24 protein-coding genes and 1 pseudogene are annotated in these 25,907 nt (G+C 65.0%); 15 read left to right on the top strand and 10 right to left on the bottom strand.

All coding sequences use genetic code 11. The annotated features are described in order from the left end of the window. Positions 1-33 precede the first annotated feature (33 nt). The 3 genes from AC1RDS_RS07045 to AC1RDS_RS07055 all read left to right on the top strand — a co-directional run bounded on the left by AC1RDS_RS07045 (position 34) and on the right by AC1RDS_RS07055 (position 2,078). Complete coding sequence (locus AC1RDS_RS07045) at positions 34-648, top strand: 3'-5' exonuclease (RefSeq protein WP_348682769.1); 615 nt, start codon at positions 34-36, stop codon at positions 646-648. 142 nt (positions 649-790) lie between these two features. Further along, entirely contained in the window at positions 791-1,372 is a 582-nt protein-coding gene (locus AC1RDS_RS07050) for an NnrU family protein (RefSeq protein WP_348682770.1), read from the top strand. A 202-nt stretch (positions 1,373-1,574) separates the two neighbouring features. Next, positions 1,575-2,078, top strand: coding sequence for a C40 family peptidase (locus AC1RDS_RS07055; protein ID WP_348682771.1), 504 nt, complete (start codon positions 1,575-1,577; stop codon positions 2,076-2,078). 37 nt (positions 2,079-2,115) lie between these two features. Here AC1RDS_RS07055 and AC1RDS_RS07060 read toward each other — a convergent pair whose 3' ends face one another. From AC1RDS_RS07060 to AC1RDS_RS07080, 5 genes are read right to left on the bottom strand one after another with little or no spacing between them, the layout of a single operon-like run. Beyond that, positions 2,116-3,564: an aldehyde dehydrogenase family protein gene (locus AC1RDS_RS07060; RefSeq protein WP_092697397.1), complete on the bottom strand. Its 1,449-nt coding sequence runs from the start codon at positions 3,562-3,564 to the stop codon at positions 2,116-2,118. Positions 3,565-3,574: 10 nt separating this feature from the next. Continuing rightward, a complete protein-coding gene (locus AC1RDS_RS07065; RefSeq protein WP_092697248.1) occupies positions 3,575-4,504 on the bottom strand; it encodes a dihydrodipicolinate synthase family protein in 930 nt (309 codons plus the stop codon). Positions 4,505-4,512: 8 nt separating this feature from the next. Further along, positions 4,513-5,685, bottom strand: a complete 1,173-nt coding sequence (locus AC1RDS_RS07070) for an L-rhamnonate dehydratase (RefSeq protein WP_092697249.1) — start codon at positions 5,683-5,685, stop codon at positions 4,513-4,515. A gap of 53 nt (positions 5,686-5,738) precedes the next feature. Continuing rightward, the gene (locus AC1RDS_RS07075) at positions 5,739-6,797 is read right to left on the bottom strand and encodes a 4-hydroxythreonine-4-phosphate dehydrogenase PdxA (protein ID WP_092697250.1); all 1,059 of its coding nucleotides are present in this window, start codon (positions 6,795-6,797) and stop codon (positions 5,739-5,741) included. A 5-nt stretch (positions 6,798-6,802) separates the two neighbouring features. Continuing rightward, the gene (locus AC1RDS_RS07080) at positions 6,803-7,780 is read right to left on the bottom strand and encodes a Bug family tripartite tricarboxylate transporter substrate binding protein (RefSeq protein WP_092697251.1); all 978 of its coding nucleotides are present in this window, start codon (positions 7,778-7,780) and stop codon (positions 6,803-6,805) included. 107 nt (positions 7,781-7,887) lie between these two features. On the opposite strand from AC1RDS_RS07080, the gene AC1RDS_RS07085 reads away from it, so the two are divergent. The 3 genes from AC1RDS_RS07085 to AC1RDS_RS07095 all read left to right on the top strand — a co-directional run bounded on the left by AC1RDS_RS07085 (position 7,888) and on the right by AC1RDS_RS07095 (position 10,231). Further along, positions 7,888-8,829 (top strand): LysR family transcriptional regulator, encoded by a 942-nt coding sequence (locus tag AC1RDS_RS07085; protein ID WP_092697252.1) that lies wholly within the window; start codon positions 7,888-7,890, stop codon positions 8,827-8,829. A gap of 34 nt (positions 8,830-8,863) precedes the next feature. After that, positions 8,864-9,973 (top strand): 3-deoxy-7-phosphoheptulonate synthase, encoded by a 1,110-nt coding sequence (locus tag AC1RDS_RS07090; protein ID WP_092697253.1) that lies wholly within the window; start codon positions 8,864-8,866, stop codon positions 9,971-9,973. Positions 9,974-10,048: 75 nt separating this feature from the next. Next, the gene (locus tag AC1RDS_RS07095; protein ID WP_348682772.1) at positions 10,049-10,231 is read left to right on the top strand and encodes a hypothetical protein; all 183 of its coding nucleotides are present in this window, start codon (positions 10,049-10,051) and stop codon (positions 10,229-10,231) included. 525 nt (positions 10,232-10,756) lie between these two features. On the opposite strand, the pseudogene AC1RDS_RS07100 reads toward AC1RDS_RS07095, so the two are convergent. Together AC1RDS_RS07100 and AC1RDS_RS07105 are read right to left on the bottom strand one after the other, a co-directional pair. Next, a pseudogene (locus tag AC1RDS_RS07100) lies at positions 10,757-11,151 on the bottom strand (YkvA family protein). 374 nt (positions 11,152-11,525) lie between these two features. Beyond that, positions 11,526-12,077, bottom strand: a complete 552-nt coding sequence (locus AC1RDS_RS07105) for a Spy/CpxP family protein refolding chaperone (RefSeq protein ID WP_348682773.1) — start codon at positions 12,075-12,077, stop codon at positions 11,526-11,528. A gap of 300 nt (positions 12,078-12,377) precedes the next feature. Here AC1RDS_RS07105 and AC1RDS_RS07110 point away from each other — a divergent pair, with 300 nt between their 5' ends. After that, positions 12,378-13,430, top strand: coding sequence for a recombination-associated protein RdgC (locus AC1RDS_RS07110; protein ID WP_092697398.1), 1,053 nt, complete (start codon positions 12,378-12,380; stop codon positions 13,428-13,430). 69 nt (positions 13,431-13,499) lie between these two features. On the opposite strand, the gene AC1RDS_RS07115 is transcribed toward AC1RDS_RS07110, so the two are convergent. Continuing rightward, entirely contained in the window at positions 13,500-14,474 is a 975-nt protein-coding gene (locus AC1RDS_RS07115) for a LysR family transcriptional regulator (protein ID WP_092697256.1), read from the bottom strand. A gap of 142 nt (positions 14,475-14,616) precedes the next feature. Here AC1RDS_RS07115 and AC1RDS_RS07120 point away from each other — a divergent pair, with 142 nt between their 5' ends. The 8 genes from AC1RDS_RS07120 (at position 14,617) to AC1RDS_RS07155 (ending at position 23,422) form a co-directional block, all read left to right on the top strand. After that, entirely contained in the window at positions 14,617-15,813 is a 1,197-nt protein-coding gene (locus tag AC1RDS_RS07120; RefSeq protein ID WP_092697257.1) for a muconate/chloromuconate family cycloisomerase, read from the top strand. 68 nt (positions 15,814-15,881) lie between these two features. Beyond that, the gene (catA, locus tag AC1RDS_RS07125) at positions 15,882-16,817 is read left to right on the top strand and encodes a catechol 1,2-dioxygenase (protein WP_348682774.1); all 936 of its coding nucleotides are present in this window, start codon (positions 15,882-15,884) and stop codon (positions 16,815-16,817) included. 115 nt (positions 16,818-16,932) lie between these two features. Then, positions 16,933-18,297, top strand: coding sequence for a Rieske 2Fe-2S domain-containing protein (locus AC1RDS_RS07130; protein WP_092697259.1), 1,365 nt, complete (start codon positions 16,933-16,935; stop codon positions 18,295-18,297). Continuing rightward, on the top strand, positions 18,294-18,782 hold the full coding sequence (gene benB, locus AC1RDS_RS07135; protein ID WP_092697260.1) for a benzoate 1,2-dioxygenase small subunit: 489 nt from the start codon (positions 18,294-18,296) through the stop codon (positions 18,780-18,782). The genes AC1RDS_RS07130 and benB overlap by 4 nt, the downstream gene beginning before the upstream one ends. A gap of 17 nt (positions 18,783-18,799) precedes the next feature. Then, a complete protein-coding gene (gene benC, locus AC1RDS_RS07140) occupies positions 18,800-19,837 on the top strand; it encodes a benzoate 1,2-dioxygenase electron transfer component BenC (RefSeq protein ID WP_092697399.1) in 1,038 nt (345 codons plus the stop codon). Between the two features lie 14 nt (positions 19,838-19,851). Further along, the gene (locus tag AC1RDS_RS07145) at positions 19,852-20,628 is read left to right on the top strand and encodes a 1,6-dihydroxycyclohexa-2,4-diene-1-carboxylate dehydrogenase (protein ID WP_092697400.1); all 777 of its coding nucleotides are present in this window, start codon (positions 19,852-19,854) and stop codon (positions 20,626-20,628) included. Between the two features lie 77 nt (positions 20,629-20,705). Beyond that, a complete protein-coding gene (locus AC1RDS_RS07150; protein ID WP_348682776.1) occupies positions 20,706-22,079 on the top strand; it encodes an MFS transporter in 1,374 nt (457 codons plus the stop codon). Between the two features lie 167 nt (positions 22,080-22,246). Then, positions 22,247-23,422, top strand: a complete 1,176-nt coding sequence (locus AC1RDS_RS07155; RefSeq protein ID WP_287879623.1) for a benzoate/H(+) symporter BenE family transporter — start codon at positions 22,247-22,249, stop codon at positions 23,420-23,422. Between the two features lie 47 nt (positions 23,423-23,469). Here AC1RDS_RS07155 and AC1RDS_RS07160 read toward each other — a convergent pair whose 3' ends face one another. Together AC1RDS_RS07160 and AC1RDS_RS07165 are read right to left on the bottom strand one after the other, a co-directional pair. After that, a complete protein-coding gene (locus AC1RDS_RS07160) occupies positions 23,470-24,657 on the bottom strand; it encodes an acyl-CoA dehydrogenase family protein (protein WP_348682777.1) in 1,188 nt (395 codons plus the stop codon). A gap of 61 nt (positions 24,658-24,718) precedes the next feature. Further along, the gene (locus AC1RDS_RS07165) at positions 24,719-25,906 is read right to left on the bottom strand and encodes an acetyl-CoA C-acyltransferase family protein (RefSeq protein WP_287879629.1); all 1,188 of its coding nucleotides are present in this window, start codon (positions 25,904-25,906) and stop codon (positions 24,719-24,721) included. Between the last annotated feature and the right edge of the window lies 1 nt (position 25,907).

Here is a 25,907-nt window from a genome sequence, read left to right on the forward strand (position 1 = left end):
CTGCCCCGTTGTTTGCACATCCTCCGTTCTTCCATGCCCCCCATCGCCGTCATCGACTTTGAAACCACCGGCATCTCGCCCGGCCAGGGCGCACGCGCCACCGAGGTGGCCATCGTGCTGCTGGAGAACGGGCAGGTGGTGGACCGGTTCCAGAGCCTGATGAAAACCGTCGCATGGATTCCGCCATTCATCACCCAGCTGACCGGCATCACCAATGCCATGGTGGCTGCTGCGCCCGCTGCAGCCGGGGTGATGCAGGACGCCGCCCGCTTTGTGGGCGATGCGCCCATGGTGGCGCACAACGCGGCGTTCGACAGCAAGTTCTGGCAAGCCGAGCTGGCCCTGGCCGGGCTGCCCGCCCCGCAGCCGTTTGCGTGCACGGTGCTGCTGTCGCGGCGCCTGTACCCGCAGGCGCCCAGCCACAAGCTGGGCACGCTGGTGGACTATCACGGCCTGCCGCGCACGGGCCAGGCGCACCGGGCGCTGGCCGATGCCGAGATGGCCGCCGCGCTGCTGGCACGCATGCAGCACGACCTGCGCACGCGCTGGGGCGTGCCAGAGCCCGGCCATGCGCTGCTGATGGCGCTGCAGCGCTGCGCCCGGCCCGCGGTGGGCAAGCTGCTGGCGCAGCACGGCGCCGGGGGCTGAACACCCGCATCGCAGGGTTACTCTGTTTTCGATAGCTGTTGGCGCTTATCCATCGGGCACCACGGGCCTTGTTTATCTCAAAATAGGCTTCGTCACCCTGCTTGTTCATAATCGCGCCACTTCTTCCGCAGAAAGGCCGCATATGCCGTACCTGGTTCTCGGATTGGTGCTGTTCCTGGGCGTGCACTCGGTGCGCATCGTGGCCGATGGCTGGCGCACGCAGACGCTGGCGCGCATGGGCGAGCTGCCGTGGAAAGGTCTGTACTCGCTGGTGTCCGCCCTGGGCCTGGCGCTCATCGTCTGGGGCTATGGCCTGGCGCGGCAGCAGACCGTGGTGCTGTGGGTGCCGCCGATCGGCATGCGCCACGCCGCGTCGCTGCTCACGCTCATCGCCTTCATCCTGCTGGCCGCCGCCTATGTACCGCGCAATGCCCTCAAGGCCCGGCTGCACCACCCCATGGTGCTGGGCGTGAAGGTGTGGGCGCTGGCGCATCTCCTGTCCAACGGCAACCTGGCCGACGTGCTGCTGTTTGGCAGCTTTTTGCTGTGGGCGGTTTTCGACTTTCGCGCGGCGCGCCAGCGCGACCGGGCGCAGGGCACGGTGGTTGCCCCCGGCACCGCTGCGGGCACGGGCGCCACGCTGCTGGTGGGTGCAGTGGCCTGGGCGGGTTTTGCTTTCTGGGCCCATGCACTGCTGATCGGCGTTTCGCCCCTGGGGCGGTAAGCAGCCTGCGGACCACCACCTCCCACCCTGAGGAGTTCTTCCATGCCCGGCAATATCGCAGCCATCGTGCTGATCCTGATTGCGGTGGGCGTGGGCCTGTGCTTCACACCCGCCCGGTTGAAACCATAAGATGCTACTTGTTCAATAGCCTCCAGTGCTTTTCCGTCCAGCGGTCAAGGCCCTTTTTATGCCGATTTTTTCCATGCATAACCACACCAGACGGCAGGCCCTGCAGGGCCTAGCACTGGCCTGTGCCCTGCTGCTGGTCGGCTGCAGCACGGCTCCGTCGTCTTCATCATCGGCACTGCTGCGCAGCGCAGCGTCGCAGCTGTCGGATGACCAGGCGCACGACATCGCCATCCACGCGCTGGGCCTGGTGGGCACGCCCTACCGCTATGGCGGCAACACGCCCGATGCAGGTTTTGACTGCAGCGGTCTCATTGGCTACGTGTACCGCCACCGCGTGGGCACCGCGCCGCCGCGCACGGTGGCGCAGCTCAATGGCTGGGGCCAGCCAATTGCCAACGGCGATCTGCGCAGCGGCGACCTGGTGGTGTTTGGCGCAGGCCCTGCCCCCACACATGCCGGCATCTATGTGGGAGAAGGGCGTTTCGTGCACGCTCCATCCACGGGCGGCACGGTGCGGCTGGACCAGTTCAGCTCGGGGTACTGGGCGCGCCAGAAAACAGCATTTCGCAGACCCTGAAAACCGCCTCCGATTGCAACAGCCGCGCCACCTACGCTCAGGCCAAGGTGTACGCCGTCTTCACGCTGGTATAGAACTCCTGCGCATGGCGGCCCTGCTCGCGCGGGCCATAGCTGCTGCCCTTGCGGCCCCCAAAGGGCACGTGGTAGTCCACGCCGGCCGTGGGCAGATTGACCATCACCATGCCCGCCTGTGCATGGCGTTTGAAATGCGTGGCGTGCTTGAGGCTGGTGGTGGCAATGCCGGCCGACAGGCCGAACGGCGTGTCGTTGGCCACGGCCAAGGCTTCGTCGTAATCCCGCACGCGGATCACGCTGGCCACGGGGCCGAAAACTTCCTCGCGATTGATGCGCATGGCGGGGGTCGTGTCCACGAACAGCGTAGGGGCCATGAAGAAGCCCGCCTTGCCACTGTCCGTGTGGCAGGCCACGCGGTCGCCGCCGGCGGCCACAACGGCACCTTCATGCCTGGCGATTTCCACATATGAAAGGTCCTGCTCCAGCTGCGCCTGGCTGACCACCGGGCCCATGTCGGTGCCGGTGGCGCGCGCATCGCCCACCTTGATGCGGGCCATGCGCTCCTGCAGGGCGGCTATGAAGGCCGGGTAGATCCTGTCGGTCACGATCAATCGGCTCGATGCCGTGCAGCGTTGACCGGTCGAATAAAAGCAGCTTTGCACGGACAGCTCCACCGCCTGCTGCAAATCGGCATCGTCCAGCACCACCTGCGGGTTTTTGCCGCCCATCTCCAGCTGCACCTTCTTGCCGGACTTCACGCAGGCCTCGGCAATGCCACGGCCCACGCCCACCGAGCCGGTGAAGCTGATGGCCGCCACATCGGCGTTCTGCACCAGGGCGCTGCCAATGACGCTGCCGCGCCCCATGACCAGGTTGAACACACCTGCTGGAATGCCGCTGCGATGGATGATCTCGGCCAGTGCCCAGGCGCTGCCAGGCACCAGGTCGGCGGGCTTCAGGACCACGCAGTTGCCGAAGGCCAGGGCCGGGGCGATCTTCCAGGCCGGAATCGCGATGGGGAAATTCCACGGCGTGATCAGGCCGACCACCCCGATGGGTTCGCGCGTGATCTCCACACCAATGCCGGGGCGCACAGAGGGCAGGGTCTCGCCGGCCAGGCGCAGGCATTCGCCGGCAAAGAACTTGAAGATCTGGCCGGCACGCGCCACCTCGCCAATGCCTTCGGGACGGGTCTTGCCTTCCTCGCGGGCCAGCAGGTCACCGAGTTCTTCCTTGCGTGCCAGGATCTCGTTGGCGATCTTGTCCAGCGCGTCGTGTCGTGCCTGGATGCCCGAGGTGCTCCAGGCCGGAAACGCCGCCACAGCGGCGGCAACGGCGGCGTTCACATCGCTGGCGTCACCCTGTGCGTACTCGCCCATCACATCGGACAGGTCGCTGGGGTTGATGTTGGAGGTAGTGCATGTGCCAGTGACCCATTGGCCGCCAATCAGGTTGTCATAGGTGGGCATGTTCATTCTTTCAGCGCGCCCAGCGCAGCACCAGCGGGTCCAGGCGGCGGGCAATATCGATCAGCTGGCAGCGCACCTCGAGGTGCAGCGGCGGCCAGGGGGCCCGCGGCGCTTCGCAGGCAATCACGCCGCCTTCCTGCATCAGCGCCTTGGCGGCCAGGAAGCCGGCCTGGCGGTTCTCGTGGTTGATCAGCGGCAGCCAGCGCTGGTACTCGACAAAGGCCTTGTCCTTGTCGCCCTTGCGGTGCGCCTCGATGATGGGGCGGATGCCATCGGCAAAGCCGCCGCCGGTCATGGCACCGGTGGCGCCGGCGTCCAGGTCGGCCAGCAGGGTGATGGCTTCCTCGCCGTCCCAGGGGCCTTCGATAGCCTCGCCGCCCAGCGCGATCAGCTCGCGCAGCTTGTTCGCGGCACCTGCAGTTTCCATCTTGAAATAGCTGACCTGCTCGATCTCCTGGGCCATGCGGGCCAGGAAGGCCGGAGACAACGGCGTCCCTGCGGCCGGCGCGTCCTGAACCATGATGGGGATGGTGATGGCATCGGAAACGCCCTGATAGAAGGCTTGGACCTGCGCCTCGCCAAAACGGAAGGTCGCGCCGTGGTAAGGCGGCATGACCATGACCATGGCCGCGCCCATGTCCTGCGCGCGGCGGCTGCGCTCGGCGCAGACGCGAGTAGCGGTATGCGTGGTGGTCACGATCACCGGCACGCGGCCCGCCACATGCTCCAGGCAGGTGCGCGTGAGGATCTCGCGTTCCTCGTCGGAGACGAGGAACTGCTCGGAGAAGTTGGCGAGGATGCACAGGCCATCGACGCCCGAGTCGATCATGAAGTCGAGGCAGCGCTTCTGGCTGGCCAGGTCCAGCGTGCCGTCTTCGTGGAAGGTGGTGGGCACGACCGGGAAGATGCCGCGGTAGCGCGGATTGGAGAGTCCGGGCATGGCAGTCCTCACTCAATGATGTTGAACTGGTCGAGGTACTCGGCCTTGAGCGTCAGGCCCAGGCCGGGCTTGTGGTCGTCGAGCTGCAGAAAGCCGTTGTCGGCGATCGGTTCGCCGTCGAAGATGTACCAGAACAGTTCGTTGCCGACTTCCACGTCGAAGATCGGGAAGTACTCGGCCATGGGCGAGGCCAGCGTGCTCATGGTCAGGTGGTAGTTGTGCATCTGGCCGGCATGGGGAATCACGGGCACCGAGTGGGCCTCGCACAGTGCGTTGATCTTGTGCGCGGCCGTAATGCCACCCACGCGGTTGGTGTCGTACTGCACCACGCTCACGGCCTTCTTGTCGAGCAGCTGCTTGAAGCCATAGAGACTGAATTCGTGCTCGCCACCCGAGATCGGGATGCTGGTGAGCCGGTTCAGCTCGGCATAGCCGTCGATGTCGTCGGCGATCACCGGTTCCTCCAGCCAGCGCGGTTCGAATTTTTCCAGCTTGGGCAGCATGCGCTTGGCGTACTCCAGGTTCCAGCCCATGTAGCACTCGAGCATCAGGTCATTGTCGTAGCCAATCACTTCGCGGACGGCCTCGACGGACTTGAGGTTTTCCTTCACGCCCACCTGCAGGTGGGCCGGGCCGTAGCCAAAGCGCATTTTGAAAGCCTTGAAGCCCTGGTCCTTGAACTTCTGCGCTTCCTCCTGCATGGCCTTGAGGTCGGTGCGGTAGAGCTTGCTGTAGTAGCAGGGGATCTTCTCCTTGGTGCGCCCGCCCAGGAGCTTGAACACCGGCTTGTTCACGCTCTTGCCCAGGATGTCCCAGATGGCCAGGTCCACCGCCGAGATGGCGGCCATGGTCACGCCCTTGCGGCCCCAGGCGTGGGTGGCGCGGTACATGCGCTGCCACAGGTACTCGTAGTCCCACGGGTCCTGGCCCACGACCAGGGGCGCGAGGTACTCGTCGATGATGGCCTTGGCGATGCGCGGCGCCAGGGCCACGTTGCCCAGGCCGACGATGCCGTCGTCGGTCTCGATCTCCACCACCGTCCAGGAGTGGAAGCGGAAGGTGCTCATGGACTCGGTCTTGGAATAGACCAGGTCCATGGCGTTGGAGCAGAAATTGCCTTGCGGCGGAACGGTCTTGCCCTTCCATTCGTAGACGCGGGCGCGGACGGACTTGATCTTCATACAGACCTCGGTGATTAAAAAAGAAAGAAAAGGCGGCCAGGGCCACCCGGGCGTCAGGCGGCAGTCGCAGCGGGTCCGGGGGTCACACCGTGGTGGGCTGCACCCATGCGGCAGGCAATCAGAAAAGCCTGCCAGGTGGCCTCGACGTTCGCCTTGCCATGCCCTGCGATGTCGTAGGCCGTGCCGTGGGCGGGCGTTGTGATGGGAATCGGCAGACCGCCCTGCACGGTGACGCCACGCGAGAAGCCCAGCAGCTTGATGGCGATCTGGCCTTGGTCGTGGTACATGGTCACGATGGCCTGGTACTCGCCGGCCTGAGCTTTCAAGAAGATGGTGTCGGCCGGGAAGGGGCCGTGAAACGGTGCCTCACTGGGCCAGTCGCGCGCCTGCAGGGCGGCCACGGCGGGGCCGATGGTGTCAATCTCCTCGCGCCCGCAGGTGCCACCGTCGCCGTTGTGCGGGTTGAACCCGGCGATCGCCACCTTCGGCGCTGCCATGCCACTGGCGCGCAGGGCGTTGTAAATCAGCTCGGCCGCCTGCGCGATGCGCTCCTGGCTCAGGTAGCTGGCCACATCCCTGAGCGGCACATGCGACGAGATGCGCGAGGTCCACAGATTGCCCAGCGTGTTGAACTCGCAGAAGTAGCCGGTCACGCCCAGGTATTCGGCAAAATGGTGCAGTTCGTCCTCGTGGCGCAGGCCACCCATCTTCATGGCCTGCTTGTTCAGGGGCGCAAAGCAGATCGCGTCGATATCGCCAGCCAGGGCGGCATCCATGCACTGGTTGAGTATCTGCAGCACCGAGCGGCCGCCCGCCACGCCAACCTGGCCCCACACCACATCGGAGGAGGCAAGGGTGTCGACCGCCACAAAGGCAGGCAGCTGCGAGTCGGCACGAGCCCGTGCCGCAGCCAGGTTGGCAAGCGTGGTGGTCGCTACCTGCACGCCGGCGATGCGCTGGCCTTGTTCCCACAGCCAGGGATCGCCGATGAGCACCAGATTGGCCTGCTGGGCGGCCTCTGGCTTGGCCAGCAGGCGCGCGATGAGTTCGGCGCCGATGCCGGAAGGGTCGCCCAGGGTCAGGGCGACGACGGGAAGGGTGGACGCGGGCATGAATCTCAGTCGATCTTGATGTTGTTCTTACGGATGATGTCGCCGAAGCGCTTGTACTCAGCGTTGTGGAAGCTGATGAAATCGGCCTGCGCCATGGGTGCGAGCTCGGCGCCCACGGCCTCCAGACGCGTCCGTGTCTCGGGCATGGCCAGTACCTTGTTGACCTCGTCATGTACGCGCTGCTGCACCGCCTTGGATGTTGCGGATGGCATGTAGACGCCATACCAGGCGCTCGCCTGCACGCCAGACAGGCCGGCCTCTGCCATGGTGGGAACGCCCGGCAGCTGCGCATTGCGCTGTGGTGTGGTGACGGCCAAGGCGCGCAGCTTGCCGTTCTTGATCTGCCCAATGACCGATGGCATGGTGTCAAAGCTCATCTGCACCTGCCCCCCCACCAGATCGACCAGCGCAGCCGAACTGCCCTTGTAGGGCACATGCGTGATGTCGATACCAGCCGCGTCCTTGAACATTTCGGCGGCGATGTGCTGGGTGCTTCCCGTACCGCTGCTGGAGTAGTTGATCCTGCCTGGCTCCTTCTTCGCCAGGGCCACCAGTTCCTTGACCGATTGCACGGGCAAGCCATTGCCCACCACCAGCACGTTGGGCACGGAGCCCACGAAGGCCACGGGCACCAGATCCTTGTTGTTGTCGTAGTTCAGCTTGAGCAGGTGTGGCGCAATGGCATGGGCCGTGACCACGCCCATGACCATGGTGTGCCCATCGGTGGACTTGGCGGTGACGTCGGCCGCCAGCGTATTGGAAACACCGGGGCGGTTTTCCACCACCACGGGCTGCTTGAGCAGCGGCGCCAGGCGGTCGGCCACGGCACGCGCCATGGCATCCGTGCCGCCACCGGGAGCGGAACCCACCAGAAGGCGCACCGGCTTGGCCGGCCAGTCGGCCCCGTTGCCGTTTTGCGCCATGGCGCTCCATGGCAGCAGTGCCACCAGCGCCACCGCAGCGGCCATTTTTCGTCTTTGCATGCTTGTCTCCTGTGGATATCGTCAAATGCAGGTACCCATCGTAGGCAGGCTATTGATTGCCGTAAACTGAAAATTCTTGATCTATCAATAACCTAAAGTAATCATTCATGGGCTCCATCGACCGGCAGGAAAGCACACCGCAGCTGCTCAACCGGCTGCGCATGCGGCAGATTGCGCTGATCCTCGCCATCGACGCACAACGCACGCTGCGCGGCGCGGCAGCGCAGCTCGGCCTGACACAACCGGCAGCCACCAAGATGCTGCACGAGCTGGAAGACGCGCTGGGCCTGCCGCTGTTCGAGCGAGTGGGCCGCGGCCTGCAACTCAACGCCGCAGGCGAACGCGTGACGGATTACTTTCGCAACATCCGCGGCAGCATGGAAGCGTTGAACCGCGAACTCGGCGAACTGCGGCTGGGCAGCGCCGGGCGCCTGGCGGTCGGCAGCATCATGGCCGCATCACCCGGTCGCCTGACCGAGGCGCTGCTGGAACTCAAGACGCAGTTTCCGCTGCTCGCGATCGAGGTGGCAGTGGACACCAGCGACCTGCTGCTGGAGCAGTTGCGCGAGGGCGTGCTGGAGGTCGTGGTCGGACGCCAGGCTGGCCAGCTTGACGGCGGCTACGACTTTCGCCCGATCGACGACGAAGGGCTGTCCGTCGTGGTGGGAAACGAGCACCCGCTGACACGCAAGCGCCAGGTCACATTCGCGGCGCTACAAGATTACGCCTGGGTGCTGCAGCCGCCTGGCAGCCCCATGCGCGAATTGATCGAGCAGGAATTCCGCGACCACCAGCGGCCGCTGCCGCGCGGGCTGGTCGAGACCGGCTCCATCCTCACCACCATCAACCTGATCCGGCGCTCCACACTGGTCGCCGTGATCCCCGAGACCGTGGCACGCCTGAACGCGGCACACGGCCTGCTACGCGTGCTGCCGTATCGACTGCACCGCACCCTCGATGCCTATGGCAGCCTGGTGCGCAACGACCGGCCGTTGAGCAGGCCGGCCGAGCAGTTTCTGGCATTGCTGCACCGCGCGGCACCGGCCTGATTCGCGGGCTTCTGCCGCGCGACAATCGCAGGCTATGACCCACCACGCATACCCCGACACGTTCTTGCCCTCAACCCACGACACCACGCGCATCGACGATCTGCGCATCAAGGCCGTGCGCCCGCTCATCACGCCGGCCCTGCTGCAGGAATGGCTGCCCACGCCCGACGCCGCGCAATCCCTGGTGGAAAGCAGCCGCGCCGCCATCTCGCGCGTGCTGCAGGGGCAGGACGACCGGCTGGTCGTGGTGGTGGGGCCCTGCTCCATCCATGACCATGGCCAGGCCATGGAATACGCGCACGCACTCAAGGCCCAGGCCGATGCCCTGGGCAACGACCTGATCGTGGTGATGCGCGTCTATTTTGAAAAACCGCGCACCACCGTGGGCTGGAAAGGCTACATCAACGACCCGCACCTCGATGGCAGCTTTGCCATCAACGAAGGGCTGGAGCTGGCGCGCCAGCTGCTGCTGGATGTGCTGGCCGTGGGTCTGCCGGTGGGCACCGAATTTTTGGATCTGCTCAGCCCGCAGTTCATCAGCGACCTGGTGAGCTGGGGCGCGATTGGCGCGCGCACCACCGAGAGCCAGAGCCACCGGCAGCTGGCCAGCGGCCTGTCGTGCCCCGTGGGCTTCAAGAACGGCACCGACGGTGGCGTGAAGGTGGCCAGCGATGCCATCCAGGCCGCGCAGGCGCCGCACGCCTTCATGGGCATGACCAAGATGGGCCAGGCCGCCATTTTTGAAACGCGCGGCAACCACGACTGCCACGTCATCCTGCGCGGCGGCAAGCAGCCCAACTATCAAAAGGCCGATGTGGACGCCGCCTGCGCCCTGCTCAAGGCGGCGGGCCTGCGCGAGCAGGTGATGATCGACGTGAGCCACGCCAACAGCAGCAAGCAGCACCAGCGCCAGATCACCGTGGCCGCCGAGGTGGCCCAGCAGATCGCCGCCGGCGATGCACGCATCACGGGCCTGATGATCGAAAGCCACCTGCAAGAGGGCCGCCAGGACATCGTGCCCGGCCAGCCGCTGCAGCATGGGGTTTCGGTGACCGACGCCTGCATCAGCCTGGCGCAGACCGTGCCGGTGCTCGAAGGCCTGGCCGCCGCGGTGCGGGCACGGCGCCAGAAAAACGCCGCATAGCCGGTGCCCGGGCGGGGCGCCGGAAAACAGCCCCGCGGCGTAGAACCAACATTTAGTTGCAAATACCCTTGGGGCATGCCGCACCCGCAAAGTCAATCCCAGATTGACCAGAGCTTTGTGCACGACCTGCTCGCCGGCCCCAACGATGCCGCCATTGTGGACACCATCATTGCCCCGTCGCGCAGACTGGGGGCGGACGTGATCGCCGAGGGCCTTGGATCGCCCGGGCAACGCGATCTGCTGGACTTTGGGGAGTGAGCCATCCCCAAGGGCTACCTGTTCGCCCACGGACCTTCTGGGGGCCTTCCTGGGCCCTGTTGCCCCCTGAAGCCGACCATTTTCCCGATTGAGCGAACTCACCGCAGCCTGGTCTGCGGTTTTTTTTGCCTGTTTTTCCCGTGGAGCCATTGTCTGCCCTGGTTCAGGCGCGCAGAAAACGGCGCGGCGTTGCTCTGTTGTTATCAATAAAAGACTTCTATAAATACATAGTGGTAGTAGTAGAGGGCGGCATTTTCTGTGGACAAGTGACTTTTGCCTTGGCCTGACAGCCACTTGCGCCGCGCCAAACCCTGTGGACCGCGCCCTGCTGCCGCTGTCTTGCGCACGGGGATAAAACCGGGTCAGGGCCAATTTCTGTGGATAAGCCCCCGGTTGTGCCAGAACTATCCCCAGTTTTGTTCTTGCGGGCCGTGGTTCAGGAAATTTCGATGAAAATCGGTGGATAGCGCCCGTCCATGAAGCGCAATAAGCTATTCATTCAATAGCAAAATGGACTGTCAGACCCTATGCAGCCAGCCAGGGCCTGATCCACCCGTGCCACAGCGCCAGGCTGGCGCCGATCCAGACGGCCACGATCAGCACCGCACCGATACGGCTGGTGGGCTTGCTGCCCTTGGTTTTTATCCACAGATCGGCCTGTGTGCGGCATTGCTGCAGCACCGGCGCCGGCATCAGCCGGATCACCAGCCAGATCAACCCCGGTAGCAGCAGCACATCGTCCAGGTAGCCGAGCACGGGGATGAAGTCCGGAATCAGGTCGGTGGGGCTCAGGCCACGACGAAGACGCCCAGTGCCTTGGCATACCAGGGTGCCCGTGGGTGGCGCGCGGCAAACCAAAGGGTGACGCCGTCCCGTTGGACGCTTTTGGCCCAGGTTTTCAGATGGCTCGCAAGGTGCACAGGTTTTTCAGGGGAAGGGGAAGAAGGCTCCCATTTTTATGCCATTCAACACAACTGCAGCGGCGCAAAGAAGGTTTTGGTTGTTCTTCTATGGTTCTATATATAAATAGCAGTAGTAGTAGAGGGCGCCATTTTTTGTGGACAAAGCCATTTTTATGAATGCTGGCGCGCAGTTGCGTTGGCTGGAACCATGTGCGCAGTGCCCCCTGAACTCTGGTGCTGGCAGATAACAACTTCCGGCTTCCCGATTTTTCTGTGGATAACCGCCCGGTTGTTCCAGAACTGTCCCCATGCTTGTCCACAATGAAAAAAGCCCGGTGCTTTCCAAAGCACCGGGCTCGCGGGGATCCGTGGGGGGATGGCTGTCGCAGGCCTTATCGGCCAGGGCCTCCCATGGGCATGTCGCCGCCGCGCATCATGCCGTATCCATCAGGACCATAGCCCCAGTCGCCGCGGTATCCGCCCTTGCCACCCTTGCCGCGCATGTGTCCGGCCTGGGTGTCGAAGGTCTTTTGCTGCTCTGGCGTCAGGGTGGCATAGAAGGTCTTGATGGCTTCGCCGCGGCGGTCGGCTTCGGCGGCGTGCTGGGCGCGCAGGGCGCGCATGCGGTCGATGCGTTCGGGTGTGGTGAGCTTTTGCATGTCGGCGCGGTCCAGGCGGGCGGGGCGTTCACCAGGTTGCATGGCGGCGGTGAAGGTGGCCCAGGCCGGTTCCTGCGCGGGGGTCAGTTTCAGTTGCGCCTTCATGGTTTCGGCACGCTTGGCCATATAGGCTTGGTGGCGTTTTTGCCAGTCGCCCGGCTTGCGCGCCTGTTCGGCCGCTGCACCGGCGGCTGGGGGCGCAGAGGGTGCTGGTTGGGCCAGCACGGGAAAGGTGAGGGCCGCCATCACGGCGGCGGCGGCAATACGGCGTTGGAAGAAAGACATGGCGAAAGCCCTTTCGTTGGGTTGGTCCGCTGGTACGACCGTTCCAGCGGTTGAAGGCAAGTGTGCGCGGCCCGTGTAACACGCCTGTGTGGGATTGATACGCCTGTGTAAAGTTGCAGGAAGAAGCCCGGTGCCCCTGCTGTATGGATTTCACCTAAAAATGGCAGATAAAGCCTTTTAAATAAGCACCGAAAGCTATTAAAACAATAGTAAAAACCGCCGCTGCACGGGCCAGGCGACCCGCCGACCCCCGACAATATCGCCTGTGCCCTGGATTGGCTAGAGAAACAAAGGTTGTCCGTGTTCAAGAACATGATCGTGTACCGCATTGCGCCGCAATGGCAGGTGGAATTGACGCAGGTGGAAGAGGCGCTGGCCAAGATGCCTTTCCTCGAATGTGGTGCCACCCAGGAAAAGTCCCTGGGCTGGGTGCCGCCGCGCGGTGATGCGCATGGCCCGCTGGCCGAATCGGTCGGGGGGCAGTGGATCCTGCGCTTCATGGTCGAATCCAAGGTGCTGCCCGGCAGCGTGCTGGCCCGCCGCGTCAAGGAAAAGGCCGAACGCATCGAGCAGGAAACCGGCCGCAAGCCCGGCAAGAAGGAAAGCAAGGAACTCAAGGACGAGGCCAAGCTCGACCTGCTGCCCATGGCCTTCACCAAGCAGGGCTCGATGTGGGTGTGGATCGACACCGCGTCGCGCCTGCTGGTGCTCGACACCTCAGCCCAAGGCCGCGCCGACGAGGTGGTGACCCTGCTGGTCGAATCACTGCCCGGCCTGTCGGTCTCGCTCATCCACACTGCCACCAGCCCGCAGGCCGCCATGTCGCACTGGCTGGCCACACAGGAGCCGCCCGTGGGCTTTACCGTGGACCGCGAATGCGAGCTCAAAAGCGCCGACGAGGCCAAGGCCGTGGTGCGCTACGCCCGCCACCCGCTCGACATCGAGGAGGTGCAGGCCCATATCGCCGCCGGCAAGCTGCCCACCAAGCTGGCGCTGACCTGGGACGACCGCGTGTCCTTCATGCTGACCGAAGGCCTGCAGATCAAGAAAGTTTCGTTTCTCGACACGGTGTTCGAAGGCACCAAGGCCGACGATGGCGGTTTCGACACCGACGTGGCCATTGCCACGGGCGAGCTGGTCAAGCTCATCCCCGATCTGATCGAAGCGCTGGGCGGCGAGGCCGAGAGCGGCGTGGCCAGCGCGGCGCAGGCGATGGCCGCAGGCGCACCGGTGCCACAGTCCGCGCCATCTTCTGCGCCATCCGCACCTGCACGCAAAGCAGCCGGCGGTGGCATGGTGACCGGGCCCAAAGAAGCGCCGGTGGACACCGACCCGGAGTCGGCGCCGTTCTGATTTCATTGCCCCACCATCCGTACCGCAGCGGCACTGCCTGGGACGCGTGTGGCAGCTTTCCCGGGTTGCTCAAGAGGTCGGCCGTCGCCGCCCGGCCGCGGGCATTGCCTTCGATGCCGTCGCACCTGGGAACACGCTGTGCTCCACGTCCAGCCAGGGCGGGTTCTCGGCATACATGGCCGCCACCGTTTCCTTGATGGCAGGGATGTACCAAGCGTTGTCGTTGAGCCGGTGGCTCATGATGATCGGCGAGGTGATGCGCGGGTCGTCAATCAGGCGGTAGACCAAATCGCTGCGCAAGCGTGCTGATGCGGGGATCAGGCACAGCCCGGATTCTGCGGCCACCAGCCCCAGGGCGGTCTGGATCTCTCGCACCTCGTGCACTTCAGATGGCCGTACGGCATAGTCGTTGAGCAGGCTCAGCACATGGTCGGCAAAGCTGGGCCGGGGCTCCTTGGGGTAGACGATGAGCTTTTGCCCTTCCAGCGCGCTGAGCGCAATGCGGCTGGATTCCCCCGCCAAGGGGGAGTCGGGCGGCAGGGCCAGCACCAGCCGCTCCTCGCGCAGGATGGTGCGCGCCACGGTGGAGTCGTTGCCCCGTATGCGCCCAAAACCCACATCGATGCGGCCGGACTTCAGCGCGGCAAACTGCTGGAGCGATGTCAGCTCCACCAGGTGTATGTCCACATCCGGGTAGCGGTGGCGCAGCTGGCGTACCAGCATGGGCAGGCCGCCATACAAGGTGGACGCCACAAATCCAATGGACAAGGTCTGCTTCTCGTTCAGCCCGAGCTGGCGGGTGGTGGTCTTGAGCTGGTCCAACCGGTTGATGATCTGCAACGCCTGCTCGTAGAACACCCGCCCCGCCTCAGTCAGCCGCAGGGGACGGGTGTTGCGCAGAATGAGTTTGACGCCCAGCTCTTCCTCCAGCAGCTGTATCTGGCGGCTCAGCGGCGGTTGGGCGATGTGCAGCAGTTCTGATGCACGCGTGAAGTTGCGTGCATTGGCAACGGCCACAAAATATTTGAGCTGGCGGATATCCATTAGGGTAAACCATAGGTTTTCAGATGGTTCGGCCATAAGTTGTTGATTCTTATGGATGGAATTTTTAACTATACCAACAGGGTATTGAACAAGACATATTTGGTGTTGGATCGTTTGAGGGGCGCGCGGTCCAATTCGGACCATGCAACACACAACACGCCCTGAATCCCGCACCAGCCTGGCCGTTGTCGAGCGGGTAGAGACCCTTCTGCTGGACCTGCCCACGATCCGCCCCCACCAGCTATCGATGGCCACGATGAACGGCCAGACTCTGATGCTGGTGCGCCTGTACTGCTCGGATGGCACGGTGGGCGTGGGCGAAGGCACCACCATCGGCGGCCTGGCCTACGGCGCCGAATCGCCAGAGGGCATGAAGCTGGCGGTGGACACCTATTTCGCACCGTTGCTGGTCGGTGCCGATGCCAACCACGTGCCGGCCATCATGGCTCGGCTCAACAAGGCCATCAAGGACAACCGGTTTGCCAAGTGCGCGATCGAGACGGCCTTGTACGACGCACTGGGCCACCGCACGGGTTTGCCGGTGTCGCAGTTGCTGGGCGGCCGTGTGCGCGACAGCCTGCCCATTGCCTGGACATTGGCATCGGGCGACACGGCCAAGGACATCAACGAAGCCGAACGCATGCTGGCCCAGCGCCGCCACAACATCTTCAAGCTCAAGATCGGACGCCGCGCCGTGGCCGACGATGTGGCCCACGTGGCCGCCATCAAGAAGGCACTGGGTGATCGTGCCTCGGTGCGCGTGGATGTGAACATGGCCTGGAGCGAGCTCGATGCCCAGCACGGTCTGGCGGGCCTGGTCGATGCCGGTTGCGATCTGGTGGAGCAGCCCGTGGCGTCTGTGGACGCACTGGCGCGACTCAAGGGGCGCTACCCCATTGCCGTGATGGCGGATGAATCCCTCACCGGGCCTGCCTCTGCGTTTGCGCTGGCGCGCATGGCCGGTGCCGACGTGTTCGCCGTGAAGATCGAACAATCGGGTGGCTTGCTCGAAGCCCTGCAGGTGGCGGCCATTGCCGATGCCGCTGGCATCGAGCTGTATGGCGGCACCATGCTCGAAGGTGCTGTGGGCACCATGGCATCGGCCCATGCGTTCGCCACCTTCCGCACCTTGCAGTGGGGCACCGAGCTGTTCGGCCCTCTGTTGCTGACCGAAGAAATTCTGGCAGAGCCCCTGCAGTACCGAGATTTCCAGCTGGCGGTGCCGACGACGCCAGGCCTTGGAATGGCGCTGGACGAAGACCGTGTCCAGCACTTCCGTCGCGACCGGAAACGGACCAGTGCCGTGGGGGTGGCGCAACCCGCCGCCACCGCGCACTGAGCCTTGCACGCGTCTTTCACTTTCCCTGTTCGGTTCCCGCATTCATTCCACGATCCAAGGAGATAACCATGGCCACCCATATTTTCAACACCCCCGAAGTACAGGACTTCCTGCATCTGGCCAGCGGCCTGAGTCAAGCCGGCGGCAATGCACGTGCCAAGCAGATCGTGCACCGCCTGCTGTCGGACCTGTTCAAGGCCATCGACGACCTGGACATCACCTCGGACGAATACTGGGCCGGCATTGCCTACCTGAACACCCTCGGCGCCCGCGGCGAAGCCGGCCTGCTCTCGCCCGGCCTGGGCCTGGACCGCTTCCTGGACATGCGCATGGACGCGAAGGACAAGGAACTGGGGATCGAAAACGGCACGCCTCGCACCATCGAGGGCCCGCTGTATGTGGCCGGTGCCCCCGAAGCGCAGGGCTTTGCCCGCCTGGACGACGGCAGCGACAAGGCAGGCCACACGCTGGTCATGCACGGCACGGTGTACGGCGCCGACGGCAAGCCCCTGTCCAATGCCAAGGTCGAGGTGTGGCATGCCAACACCAAGGGCTTTTACTCGCACTACGACCCCACGGGCGAGCAGCAGGGCTTCAACATGCGCCGCACCATCATCACCGACGCACAGGGCCGCTACAAGTTCCAGAGCATCGTGCCCAAGGGCTACGGCTGCCCACCCGACGGCCCCACGCAAGCCCTGCTGAACCAGCTGGGCCGCCACGGCAACCGCCCCGCCCACATCCACTTCTTCGTGACGGCCGACGGCCACCGCAAGCTGACCACGCAGATCAACATCGATGGCGACCCGCTGGTGAACGATGACTTCGCCTACGCCACCCGCGAAGGCCTGGTGCCTGCCGTGGTCGAGCGCACCGATGCCGCCAGCATCCAGGCGCAAGGCGTGGACGGTCCGTTTGCAGAAATCGTCTTTGACTTCACGCTCAGCGCGCTGGTCAACGGCGTGGACAACCAGCTCGTGGACCGCCCACGCCTGGCGGCCTGATCCACCAAGGCCGGGTGCTTTGCCACCCGGCCGACCCCGCTCCCTTTTGCTTTCGCCCCCTGCACTGCCGCGCCGCGTGCGGCGGGGGGACAGCTACACCCTGAGGAATCCCACCATGAACACCACTGCTGCCATCGCTGAGCGCCCTGATGTTGAAGCCCTGATAGCAGGCGCTCTGCAGGACGACAAGGAAAACGGCGTCTTCCGCTGCCGCCGAGACATCTTCACGGACCCCGATCTCTTCGAGCTGGAGATGAAGCACATCTTCGAAGGCAACTGGGTCTACCTGGCGCACGAAAGCCAGATCCCCGAGATCAACGACTACTTCACCACGTACATCGGCCGCCAGCCCATCGTCATCACGCGCGGCAAGGACGGCCAGCTCAACGCAGTGATCAATGCCTGCGCCCACCGCGGCGCCATGCTGTGCCGCAAGAAGCATGGCAACAAGGGCAGCTTCACCTGCCCCTTCCATGGCTGGACCTTCAACAATACCGGCAAGCTGCTCAAGGTCAAGGATGAGAAGACCACCGAGTACCCGGTGCAGTTCAACAAGGAAGGCTCGCACGACCTCAAAAAAGTGGCGCGCTTTGAAAGCTACAAGGGCTTCCTGTTCGGCAGCCTGAATGCCGACGTGCAGCCCCTGCATGATTTTCTGGGCGAGACCCGCGTCATCATCGACCAGATCGTGGACCAGGCCCCCGAAGGCCTGGAAGTGCTGCGCGGCAATTCCTCGTACATCTACGACGGCAACTGGAAGCTGCAGATGGAAAACGGCTGCGACGGCTACCACGTGAGCTCGGTGCACTGGAACTATGCCGCCACCATGGGCCGCCGCAAGGAAGGCGGCACCAAGGCCGTGGACGCCAACGGCTGGAGCAAGAGCACGGGCGGCGTGTACGGCTTCGAGAACGGTCACATCCTGTTGTGGACCAACACCATGAATCCTGAAGTGCGCCCGGTCTACAACCGCCGCGAAGAACTGAAGGAGCGCCTGGGCGAAGACAAGGCCGATTTCATCGTCCAGCAGACGCGCAACCTGTGCCTGTACCCCAACGTGTACCTGATGGACCAGTTCTCCACACAGATCCGCGTGGCGCGGCCCATCAGTGTGGACAAGACCGAAATCACCATCTACTGCTTCGCCGTCAAGGGCGAAAGCGCGGAAGACCGCGCCACCCGCATCCGCCAGTACGAGGATTTCTTCAACGTGTCGGGCATGGGAACGGCTGATGACCTGGAAGAGTTCCGTTCCTGCCAGAACGGCTACGCCGGCAAGGCCGCACCGTGGAACGACCTGAGCCGCGGCGCGCCGCTGTGGATTGATGGGCCTGACGAGAACGCCCGCAAGATGGGCCTCAAGCCCCTGCTCAGTGGTGAGCGCAGCGAAGACGAAGGCCTGTTCGTGTGCCAGCACGAGTACTGGGCGCAGGAGATGCGCAAGGCTGTGGCAACGGAGCGCCAGGGAGACGCAGCATGACCGCCGACTACAACGCCATCTGCACCTTCCTGTACCGCGAAGCCCGCCTGCTGGACGACCGCCAGTGGGACGAATGGCTGGATCTGTACGCCGAGGATGTCGAGTACTGGATGCCTGCCTGGGACGACGATGACCGCATCACCGAAGACCCGCACAGCCAGATTTCGCTGATCTACTACGGCAACCGCCATGGCCTGGAAGACCGCGTGTTCCGCATCAAGACGGAACGCTCCGGCGCCTCCACGCCCGAGGCCCGCACGGGCCACGCGGTGCTCAACGTCGAGGTGCTGGCAGACCGCGGCACCGAGGTGGATGTCCGCTACAACTTCCACACGATGAGCCACCGCTACAAGGCCACCGACGCGTTCTTCGGCACGATGTTCGTGACGCTGCGCCGCCAGGAAGGCAGCTTCCTCATCGGTCGCAAGAAGATCGTGCTGAAGAACGACTACATCCGCCAGGTCATCGACGTGTACCACGTCTGACCAGCCAGGAGAACATGATGAGCAGCAGCTACAACATTGCCCTGAATTTCGAAGACGGGGTGACCCGCTTCATTGCCTGCGGCGCCCAGGAGAAAGTCCTGGATGCCGCCTTCCGCCAGCGCATCAACCTGCCCATGGATTGCTCCGACGGCGTGTGCGGCACCTGCAAGTGCCGCGCCGAGAGCGGGGACTACGACCTGGGTGACGACTACATCGAAGACGCGCTGACCGCCGATGAGGCGGGGCAGCGGCTGGTGCTGACCTGCCAGATGGTGCCCCGCTCCGATTGCGTGATTGCGGTCCCGGTAGCGTCCACGGCCTGCAAGACCGGCACGGCGAAGTTCAGCGGCACCGTGGCTGCAGTGGAACGCTACAGCGACGCCGCCTACGAGCTGGCGCTGGATGTGCCCGAGGACGCCCCGGGCTTCCTGCCCGGGCAGTACGTGAACATCGGTGTGCCCGGCAGCGGGCTGCATCGTTCGTACTCGTTCAGCTCGGCCACCGGCGCGCGCCGCATGACCTTCCTCATCAAGCATGTGCCCGAGGGCCTGATGAGCAGCTGGCTCACGGGGGCCCAGGCCGGCAGCAAGCTGGAGATGACCGGCCCGCTGGGCAGCTTCTACCTGCGCCCCGTCACGCGGCCGCTGCTGTTCCTGGCCGGAGGCACCGGGCTGGCGCCCTTCCTGTCGATGCTGGAGACGCTGGCGGTGCAAGGCTGCGCGCAGCCCATCCACATGCTGTACGGCGTGACCCGCGACCAGGACCTGGTGATGGTGGACCGCCTGGAAGACTATGCACGCCGCATCCCCGGCTTCACGTTCGGCACCTGCGTGGCCGATGCCGCCACCGCGCATCCGCACCAGGGCTACGTCACCGACCACCTGCCGCCCCAGGCCCTGTACGAAGGGGATGTGGATGTCTACCTGTGCGGCCCGCCGCCCATGGTCGATGCCGTGCAGCGCCACTTCAAGGCGGCGGGCATCGCGCCCGCCAGCTTCCATTACGAAAAGTTCACCCCCACCCAGGCTGCCGCGCCCGTGGCTGCGGCTGCGTGACCCAGGAGCAAGGCATGAACAAGCGATTTGAAGGCAAGGTGATGTTGATCACCGGCGCCGCGCAAGGCATTGGCGAGCGCGTGGCCGAGCGTGCCGCCCAGGAGGGCGCCACGCTGGCCCTGGTGGACCGGTCACCCCTGGTGCTTGAACTGCGTGACCGGTTGGCCGCAACCACCCGCGTGATCGCCATCGAGACCGACCTGGAGAAGTTCGAGGGCGCACTGCAGGCCGCAGAAGCCACGCACAAGGCCTTTGGCCGCATCGACGTGCTGGTGAACAACGTGGGCGGCACCATCTGGACCAAGCCCTACGAGCACTACGGCCCCGAGGAGATCGAGGCCGAGGTGCGCCGCTCGCTGTTTCCCACGCTGTGGGGCTGCCGCGCCGTGCTGCCCTACATGCTCAAGAAGAAAAAGGGCGCCATCGTCAACGTGTCGTCCATCGCCACGCGCAGCGTCAACCGCGTGCCTTACGGTGCGGCCAAGGGCGGTGTGAATGCCATGACGGCCTGCCTGGCCTTCGAGAACGGCGAGCGCGGCATCCGCATCAACGCCGTGGCCCCGGGCGGCACCGAAGCGCCGCCACGGCGCATTCCGCGCAACAGCGCCAAGCCCGGCAAGAAAGAGCAGGCCTGGTACCAGCAGATCGTGGACCAGACGGTGGACAGCACGCTCATGAAGCGCTACGGCACGCTCGATGAGCAGGCCAGCGCCATCCTGTTCCTGGCTTCGGACGAGGCCTCCTACATCACCGGCACGGTGATTCCCGTGGGCGGTGGCGACCAGGGCTGATCCCAGTGTGCGTCCGGGGCACGCCGCTTGTCGGTGGGGGCCTGGGGCGTCTGCCCATCCTTTTTGAGGAGACAAACATGAAAACAATTGAAATCAATCCCATCATTGACAATGCCCGCTTTACCCGGTTTCACTGGATGGTGGTGGCGCTGTGCGCCCTGCTGCTGATCTTTGACGGGTATGACCTGTTCATCTACGGCGTGGTGCTGCCCGTGCTGATGACCGAGTGGGGCCTGACGCCCGTGCAAGCGGGGGCCTTGGGCAGCTATGCGCTGTTTGGCATGATGTTTGGTGCCTTCATCTTCGGACCTCTGGCCGACCGCATCGGCCGCAAGAAGGGCATCGCGATCTGCTTCGTGATGTTCAGCCTCGCCACCTTCCTCAATGGCTTTGCCACGACACCCACCGAGTTCGGCATCTATCGCTTCATCGCGGGGCTGGGCTGCGGCGGCCTCATGCCCAATGCCGTGGCGCTGATGAACGAATACGCGCCCAAGCGTGCCCGCAGCACCCTGGTGGCGCTGATGTTCAGCGGCTACTCGCTGGGCGGCATGCTGTCGGCCGGGCTGGGCATCTACATGCTGCCGCGGTTCGGCTGGCAGGCCATGTTCTTTGCTGCCGCCGTGCCCATGCTGCTGTTGCCGCTGATCATGTGGAAGCTGCCGGAGTCCGTGGGCTTTCTGGTGCGCCAGGGCAAGGACAAGCAGGCCCGCGACATGCTGGCCCGGGTGAGCCCCGATGTGAAGATCGACGCCGACGCACGTCTGGTGGCTGTCGACGCCAAGGGCGCTGGCGTTCCGATGCTCGACCTGGTCAAGGACGGACGCGCGGTAGGCACCTTCATGATCTGGCTGGCGTTTTTCTGCTGCCTGCTCATGGTTTACGCGCTGGGCTCGTGGCTGCCCAAGCTGATGGCGGGTGCGGGCTACAGCCTGGGCTCCAGCCTGTCGTTCCTGCTGGCGCTGAACTTTGGCGGCATGGCCGGTGCCATTGCCGGGGGCTGGCTGGGCGACCGCTTCAGCTTGCCCAAGGTGGTGCTGGCGTTCTTTGCCGTGGGTACCGTGGCCATTGCGCTGCTGGGCTTCAACAGCCCCATGCCCCTGTTGTATCTGCTGATCACGATTGCGGGTGCCACCACGATCGGCACGCAGATCCTGCTGTACGCCAACACCGCGCAGTTCTACCCGCTGGCCATGCGCTCTACCGGTCTGGGCTGGGCATCGGGTGTGGGCCGCACGGGTGCCATCGTCGGTCCGCTGCTGGGGGGCTCGCTGCTGGCGGCCAAGCTGCCACTCAATATGAACTTCCTGGCGTTTGCCCTGCCTGGTCTGGTGGCTGCCTTGGCCATGGGTGGTTTCATCCTCTGGTACCGGCGCGATGCGGGTTTGGCACAAGCTTCGGTTGCCGATACCGTCAAAATGCAGACGGTGCAGGCCGGCCTGTCTCGCTGAGGGTGTTGACCTGCGGCTGCCAGCGCCCAAGCAGCCTGAGGCGCCGCAGTATCTGCCCGAGCACTTGAGCCGCGCGCTGGGGCAAGTGCATCGAGCAGCGCAACAACCGCGCGGACGGGCGCTCCCGGTGCCCCGAACACAATGCTGTACACGATTGGCTGAATCACATGCGGTTCAAGGACTGGTCTCTGACCGCCTGGGTGGCGGGTTTTCTGGCGGTGCTGATTTCATATGCCGGCCCGCTGGTGATCTTCATCCAGGCGGCGCAGGTGGGTCGCGTGTCGCCCGCCGAGCTGACATCCTGGATCTGGGCGATCTCGATGGGTGCAGGGATCAGCGGCTTGCTGCTGAGCTGGTGGCTCAGGCTGCCCATCGTTACCGCCTGGTCCGCACCGGGCACGGCGCTGCTCCTGACCCTTTTCCCGCACATCAGCATGCCCGAGGTGGTGGGAGCCTACCTGGTGGCGGCTGCGATGGTGGTGCTGCTGGGAGTCACGGGCTATTTTGAGAAGGTCGTCACCCGGATTCCCAAGGGCATTGCGGCCGGCATGATGGCCGGCATTCTCTTTCAGTTCGGCGTGCAGGCTTTCCGGGTGAGCGGGGAAGCGCCCGCCGTGGTGTTGTCCATGCTGGGGGCTTACCTGCTGGGCCGGCGTTTTTGGCCGCGCTACGCCATCGTGCTGGTGGCATGCACGGGCTTTGCTGTTGCGTGGGCGTTGGGCTCCACCCATCTGCAGTCGCTGGGTCTGTCCCTGGCCACACCGGTGGTCACCGTACCCCGGTTCGAGGCGGGGGCCATACTGAGCCTGGCGATACCGCTGGTGCTGGTGAGCCTGACTGGGCAGTACCTGCCCGGCATGGCGGTGCTGCGGCTTGCGGGCTACCCTGTGCCAGCGCGTGCCGTGGTGACTGGCACCGGCATCGCGTCGCTGCTGGTTGCGTGCTTTGGCGGTATCTCCATCGTGCTGGCTTCCATCACGGCGGCGCTTTGCACCGGCAAAGATGCGCATTCCGAACCTGACAAGCGCTACGTGGCCGGCATGGCCAATGGCGTGTTCTACATTGTTGGTGGTACCTTCGCCGGCACCATCGTGCAGGTGTTCGCGGCGTTCCCGACATCCCTGGTGGCGGCGCTCGCAGGGCTGGCACTCATCGGTGCGGTGGTGTCCAACATCCGGGCGCTGGCCGAAGAGGGGGCATACGTCGAGCCCTCGGTCATCACCTTTTTAGCCACTGCCTCGGGCATGTCGCTGTTCGGTTTGGGGGCCGCGTTCTGGGGTGTGACGCTGGGCATGCTGGCTTATTGGCTCATCCCGCAGACCGGACGCAGCGGAGCGCGTTGACACTGCGCTGGCCGAGGCCCGGAAGGGGCTTGCGCAAAAATCCCTGTTCAGCGCCCCAGCAGTGAGCGCGCCACCAGCTCCTTCATGATTTCCGACGTGCCGCCGTAGATGCGCAGCACGCGCGCGTCGGTCCAGAAGCGCGAGATCGGGTACTCGGCCATGTAGCCGTAGCCACCAAAGAGCTGCAGGCAGGCATCGGCCACGCGGCCGAAGACTTCGGTGGTGTGCAGCTTCAGGGCGCTCACCGCTTCGGGTGTGAGTTCGCCGCGCTCGTAAGCGGCCACGCTCAAGGCCAGGAAGGCCTCGGCGGCGGCGATGTCGGACGCGCATTGCGCCAGCGTGAAGCGCGTGTTCTGGAACTGGCCGATGCTCTGGCCGAAGGCCTGGCGCTCCTGCACGTATTGCAGCGTGGTGTCGAGCGCACCCTTGGCGCCGTGCACTGCCTGCACGCCGATGATGAGGCGCTCGCGTGGCAGTTCGCGCATCATCTGCACGAAACCCTGGCCCTCCACGCCGCCGAGCAGCGCATCGAGCGGCACGCGCAGGTCGTTGAAGAACAGCTCGGAGGTGTCGCCCGCGTGCTGGCCGATCTTCTCCAGGTTCTGGCCGATCTTCTCCAGGTTCTGGCCGCGCGTGAAGCCGGGTGTTTTCGTATCGACCAGGAACAGGCTCACGCCCTTGGCGCCAGCGGCCGGGTCGGTCTTGGCGGCCAGCACCAGCAGGTCGCAGTGCTGGCCGTTGCTGATGAAGATCTTGCTGCCGTTGATGACGTATTCATCGCCCTCCCGCCGTGCCGTGGTGCGGATGGCTTTCAGGTCGCTGCCCGCACCCGGCTCGGTCATGCCGATGGCCGCCACGGCCTCGCCGCTGGCCATGCGCGGCAGCCAGTACTGGCGCTGCGCTTCGGTGCCGCAGTGCAGCAGGTAGGGCGGGATGATGTCGTTGTGCACCTGCAGCCCGCCGACGAAGCCGCCATAGCCCCGGCGCGAGAGCACCTCCACCACGGCGAAGGAAAAATGCACGCTGGCGCCGGGACCACCGTATCCCTCGGGCACGTCGGCGCACAGGTAGCCGTTTTTTCCCATCTTGCCGAACAGCTCGCGGGCCACCAGGCCGGCCTTTTCCCAGTCGCGGTAATGGGGCTCGATCTCGGCGTCGCAAAAGCGCTCCAGCGATTCGGTGAAGAGCTGCAGTTCGGCCTTCTGCTCGGCCGTGAGGAGGGTGTTGGGGAGCATGGTTGCTATTGAATGGAGGGCTTTCAGCGTTTGATGGGCGAGCGCTGGAGGCCAAAAAGACTCAAACCCGTTCGAAGATCGCCGCGATGCCCTGGCCGCCGCCGATGCACATCGTCACCAGCGCGTAGCGCCCGCCGGTGCGGTGCAGCTCGGCAATCGCCTTGGTGGTGATGATGGCGCCCGTGGCGCCCACGGGGTGGCCAAGCGAAATGCCCGAGCCGTTGGGGTTGACCTTGGCGGGGTCCAGGCCCAGCTCCTGCACCACGGCGCAGGCCTGGGCGGCGAAGGCCTCGTTGGCCTCGATCACATCCATGTCCTGCACCTGGAGGCCGGTGCGTGCCAGCACCTTCTGCGTGGCGGGCACGGGGCCGATGCCCATGTAGGCCGGTTCCACGCCGGCGTGCGCGTAGCCCACGAGGCGCGCCAGGGGCTTGAGGCCCAGGGCCTGCACGCGGTCGCCGGCGGCCAGCACCACGGCGGCGGCGCCGTCGTTGATGCCCGAGGCGTTGCCGGCCGTCACCGTGCCGCCTTCCTTCTTGAAGGCGGGCTTCATGCCGGCCAGCACATCGAGCGTGGTGGCGGCGCGCACATGTTCGTCTTCCTGGAACAGCACGGTGCCCTTGCGCGTGGCGATTTCCACGGGGACGATCTGCTCCTTGAAGTAGCCGGCGGCGATGGCGGCGGCGGCGCGCTGCTGGCTGGCCAGGGCCAGCTGGTCCTGCATCTCGCGCGAAATCTTGTAGCGCTCGGCCACGTTCTCGGCGGTGATGCCCATGTGCATCTTCTGCCAGGGGTCGTGCAGGATGCCGAGCATGTAGTCGATGCTCTTGGCGTCGCCCATGCGGGCGCCGTAGCGTGCGGCGGTATCGAAGTAGGGGCCCCTGCTCATGGATTCGCTGCCGCCGCCCACGGCCACGTCGCAGTCGCCGTAGCCAATGGCCTGGGCGGCGCTGATGATGGCCTGCAGGCCCGAGCCGCACAGGCGGTTGACGTTGAAGGCGGGCGTCTCGATGGGGCAGCCGGCGTCGATGGCGGCCACGCGGCTCAGGTACGCGTCCTTGGTGTCGGTGGGGATGACGTTGCCCATGACCACATGGCCCACGGCGTCGGGCGCCAGGCCCGAGCGCTGGATGGCGGCCTTCACGGCGGTGGTGGCGAGCTGGGTGTTGGGCACGTCCTTCAGGCTGCCGCCGAAGGTGCCGATGGCGGTGCGGGCGGTGCTGACGACGAAGACGTCACGGCGGGTCATG

The organism is Acidovorax sp. GW823-FHT02H02, from assembly GCF_058797075.1.

Coding starts and splice junctions, on each gene's coding strand:
- AC1RDS_RS07045 (WP_348682769.1), top strand. CDS start 34: ATGCCCCCCATCGCCGTCATCGACTTTGAAACCACCGGCATCTCGCCC.
- AC1RDS_RS07050 (WP_348682770.1), top strand. CDS start 791: ATGCCGTACCTGGTTCTCGGATTGGTGCTGTTCCTGGGCGTGCACTCG.
- AC1RDS_RS07055 (WP_348682771.1), top strand. CDS start 1,575: ATGCATAACCACACCAGACGGCAGGCCCTGCAGGGCCTAGCACTGGCC.
- AC1RDS_RS07060 (WP_092697397.1), bottom strand. CDS start 3,564: ATGCCCACCTATGACAACCTGATTGGCGGCCAATGGGTCACTGGCACA.
- AC1RDS_RS07065 (WP_092697248.1), bottom strand. CDS start 4,504: ATGCCCGGACTCTCCAATCCGCGCTACCGCGGCATCTTCCCGGTCGTG.
- AC1RDS_RS07070 (WP_092697249.1), bottom strand. CDS start 5,685: ATGAAGATCAAGTCCGTCCGCGCCCGCGTCTACGAATGGAAGGGCAAG.
- AC1RDS_RS07075 (WP_092697250.1), bottom strand. CDS start 6,797: ATGCCCGCGTCCACCCTTCCCGTCGTCGCCCTGACCCTGGGCGACCCT.
- AC1RDS_RS07080 (WP_092697251.1), bottom strand. CDS start 7,780: ATGCAAAGACGAAAAATGGCCGCTGCGGTGGCGCTGGTGGCACTGCTG.
- AC1RDS_RS07085 (WP_092697252.1), top strand. CDS start 7,888: ATGGGCTCCATCGACCGGCAGGAAAGCACACCGCAGCTGCTCAACCGG.
- AC1RDS_RS07090 (WP_092697253.1), top strand. CDS start 8,864: ATGACCCACCACGCATACCCCGACACGTTCTTGCCCTCAACCCACGAC.
- AC1RDS_RS07095 (WP_348682772.1), top strand. CDS start 10,049: ATGCCGCACCCGCAAAGTCAATCCCAGATTGACCAGAGCTTTGTGCAC.
- AC1RDS_RS07105 (WP_348682773.1), bottom strand. CDS start 12,077: ATGTCTTTCTTCCAACGCCGTATTGCCGCCGCCGCCGTGATGGCGGCC.
- AC1RDS_RS07115 (WP_092697256.1), bottom strand. CDS start 14,474: ATGGATATCCGCCAGCTCAAATATTTTGTGGCCGTTGCCAATGCACGC.
- AC1RDS_RS07120 (WP_092697257.1), top strand. CDS start 14,617: ATGCAACACACAACACGCCCTGAATCCCGCACCAGCCTGGCCGTTGTC.
- catA (WP_348682774.1), top strand. CDS start 15,882: ATGGCCACCCATATTTTCAACACCCCCGAAGTACAGGACTTCCTGCAT.
- AC1RDS_RS07130 (WP_092697259.1), top strand. CDS start 16,933: ATGAACACCACTGCTGCCATCGCTGAGCGCCCTGATGTTGAAGCCCTG.
- benB (WP_092697260.1), top strand. CDS start 18,294: ATGACCGCCGACTACAACGCCATCTGCACCTTCCTGTACCGCGAAGCC.
- benC (WP_092697399.1), top strand. CDS start 18,800: ATGAGCAGCAGCTACAACATTGCCCTGAATTTCGAAGACGGGGTGACC.
- AC1RDS_RS07145 (WP_092697400.1), top strand. CDS start 19,852: ATGAACAAGCGATTTGAAGGCAAGGTGATGTTGATCACCGGCGCCGCG.
- AC1RDS_RS07150 (WP_348682776.1), top strand. CDS start 20,706: ATGAAAACAATTGAAATCAATCCCATCATTGACAATGCCCGCTTTACC.
- AC1RDS_RS07155 (WP_287879623.1), top strand. CDS start 22,247: ATGCGGTTCAAGGACTGGTCTCTGACCGCCTGGGTGGCGGGTTTTCTG.
- AC1RDS_RS07160 (WP_348682777.1), bottom strand. CDS start 24,657: ATGCTCCCCAACACCCTCCTCACGGCCGAGCAGAAGGCCGAACTGCAG.
- AC1RDS_RS07165 (WP_287879629.1), bottom strand. CDS start 25,906: ATGACCCGCCGTGACGTCTTCGTCGTCAGCACCGCCCGCACCGCCATC.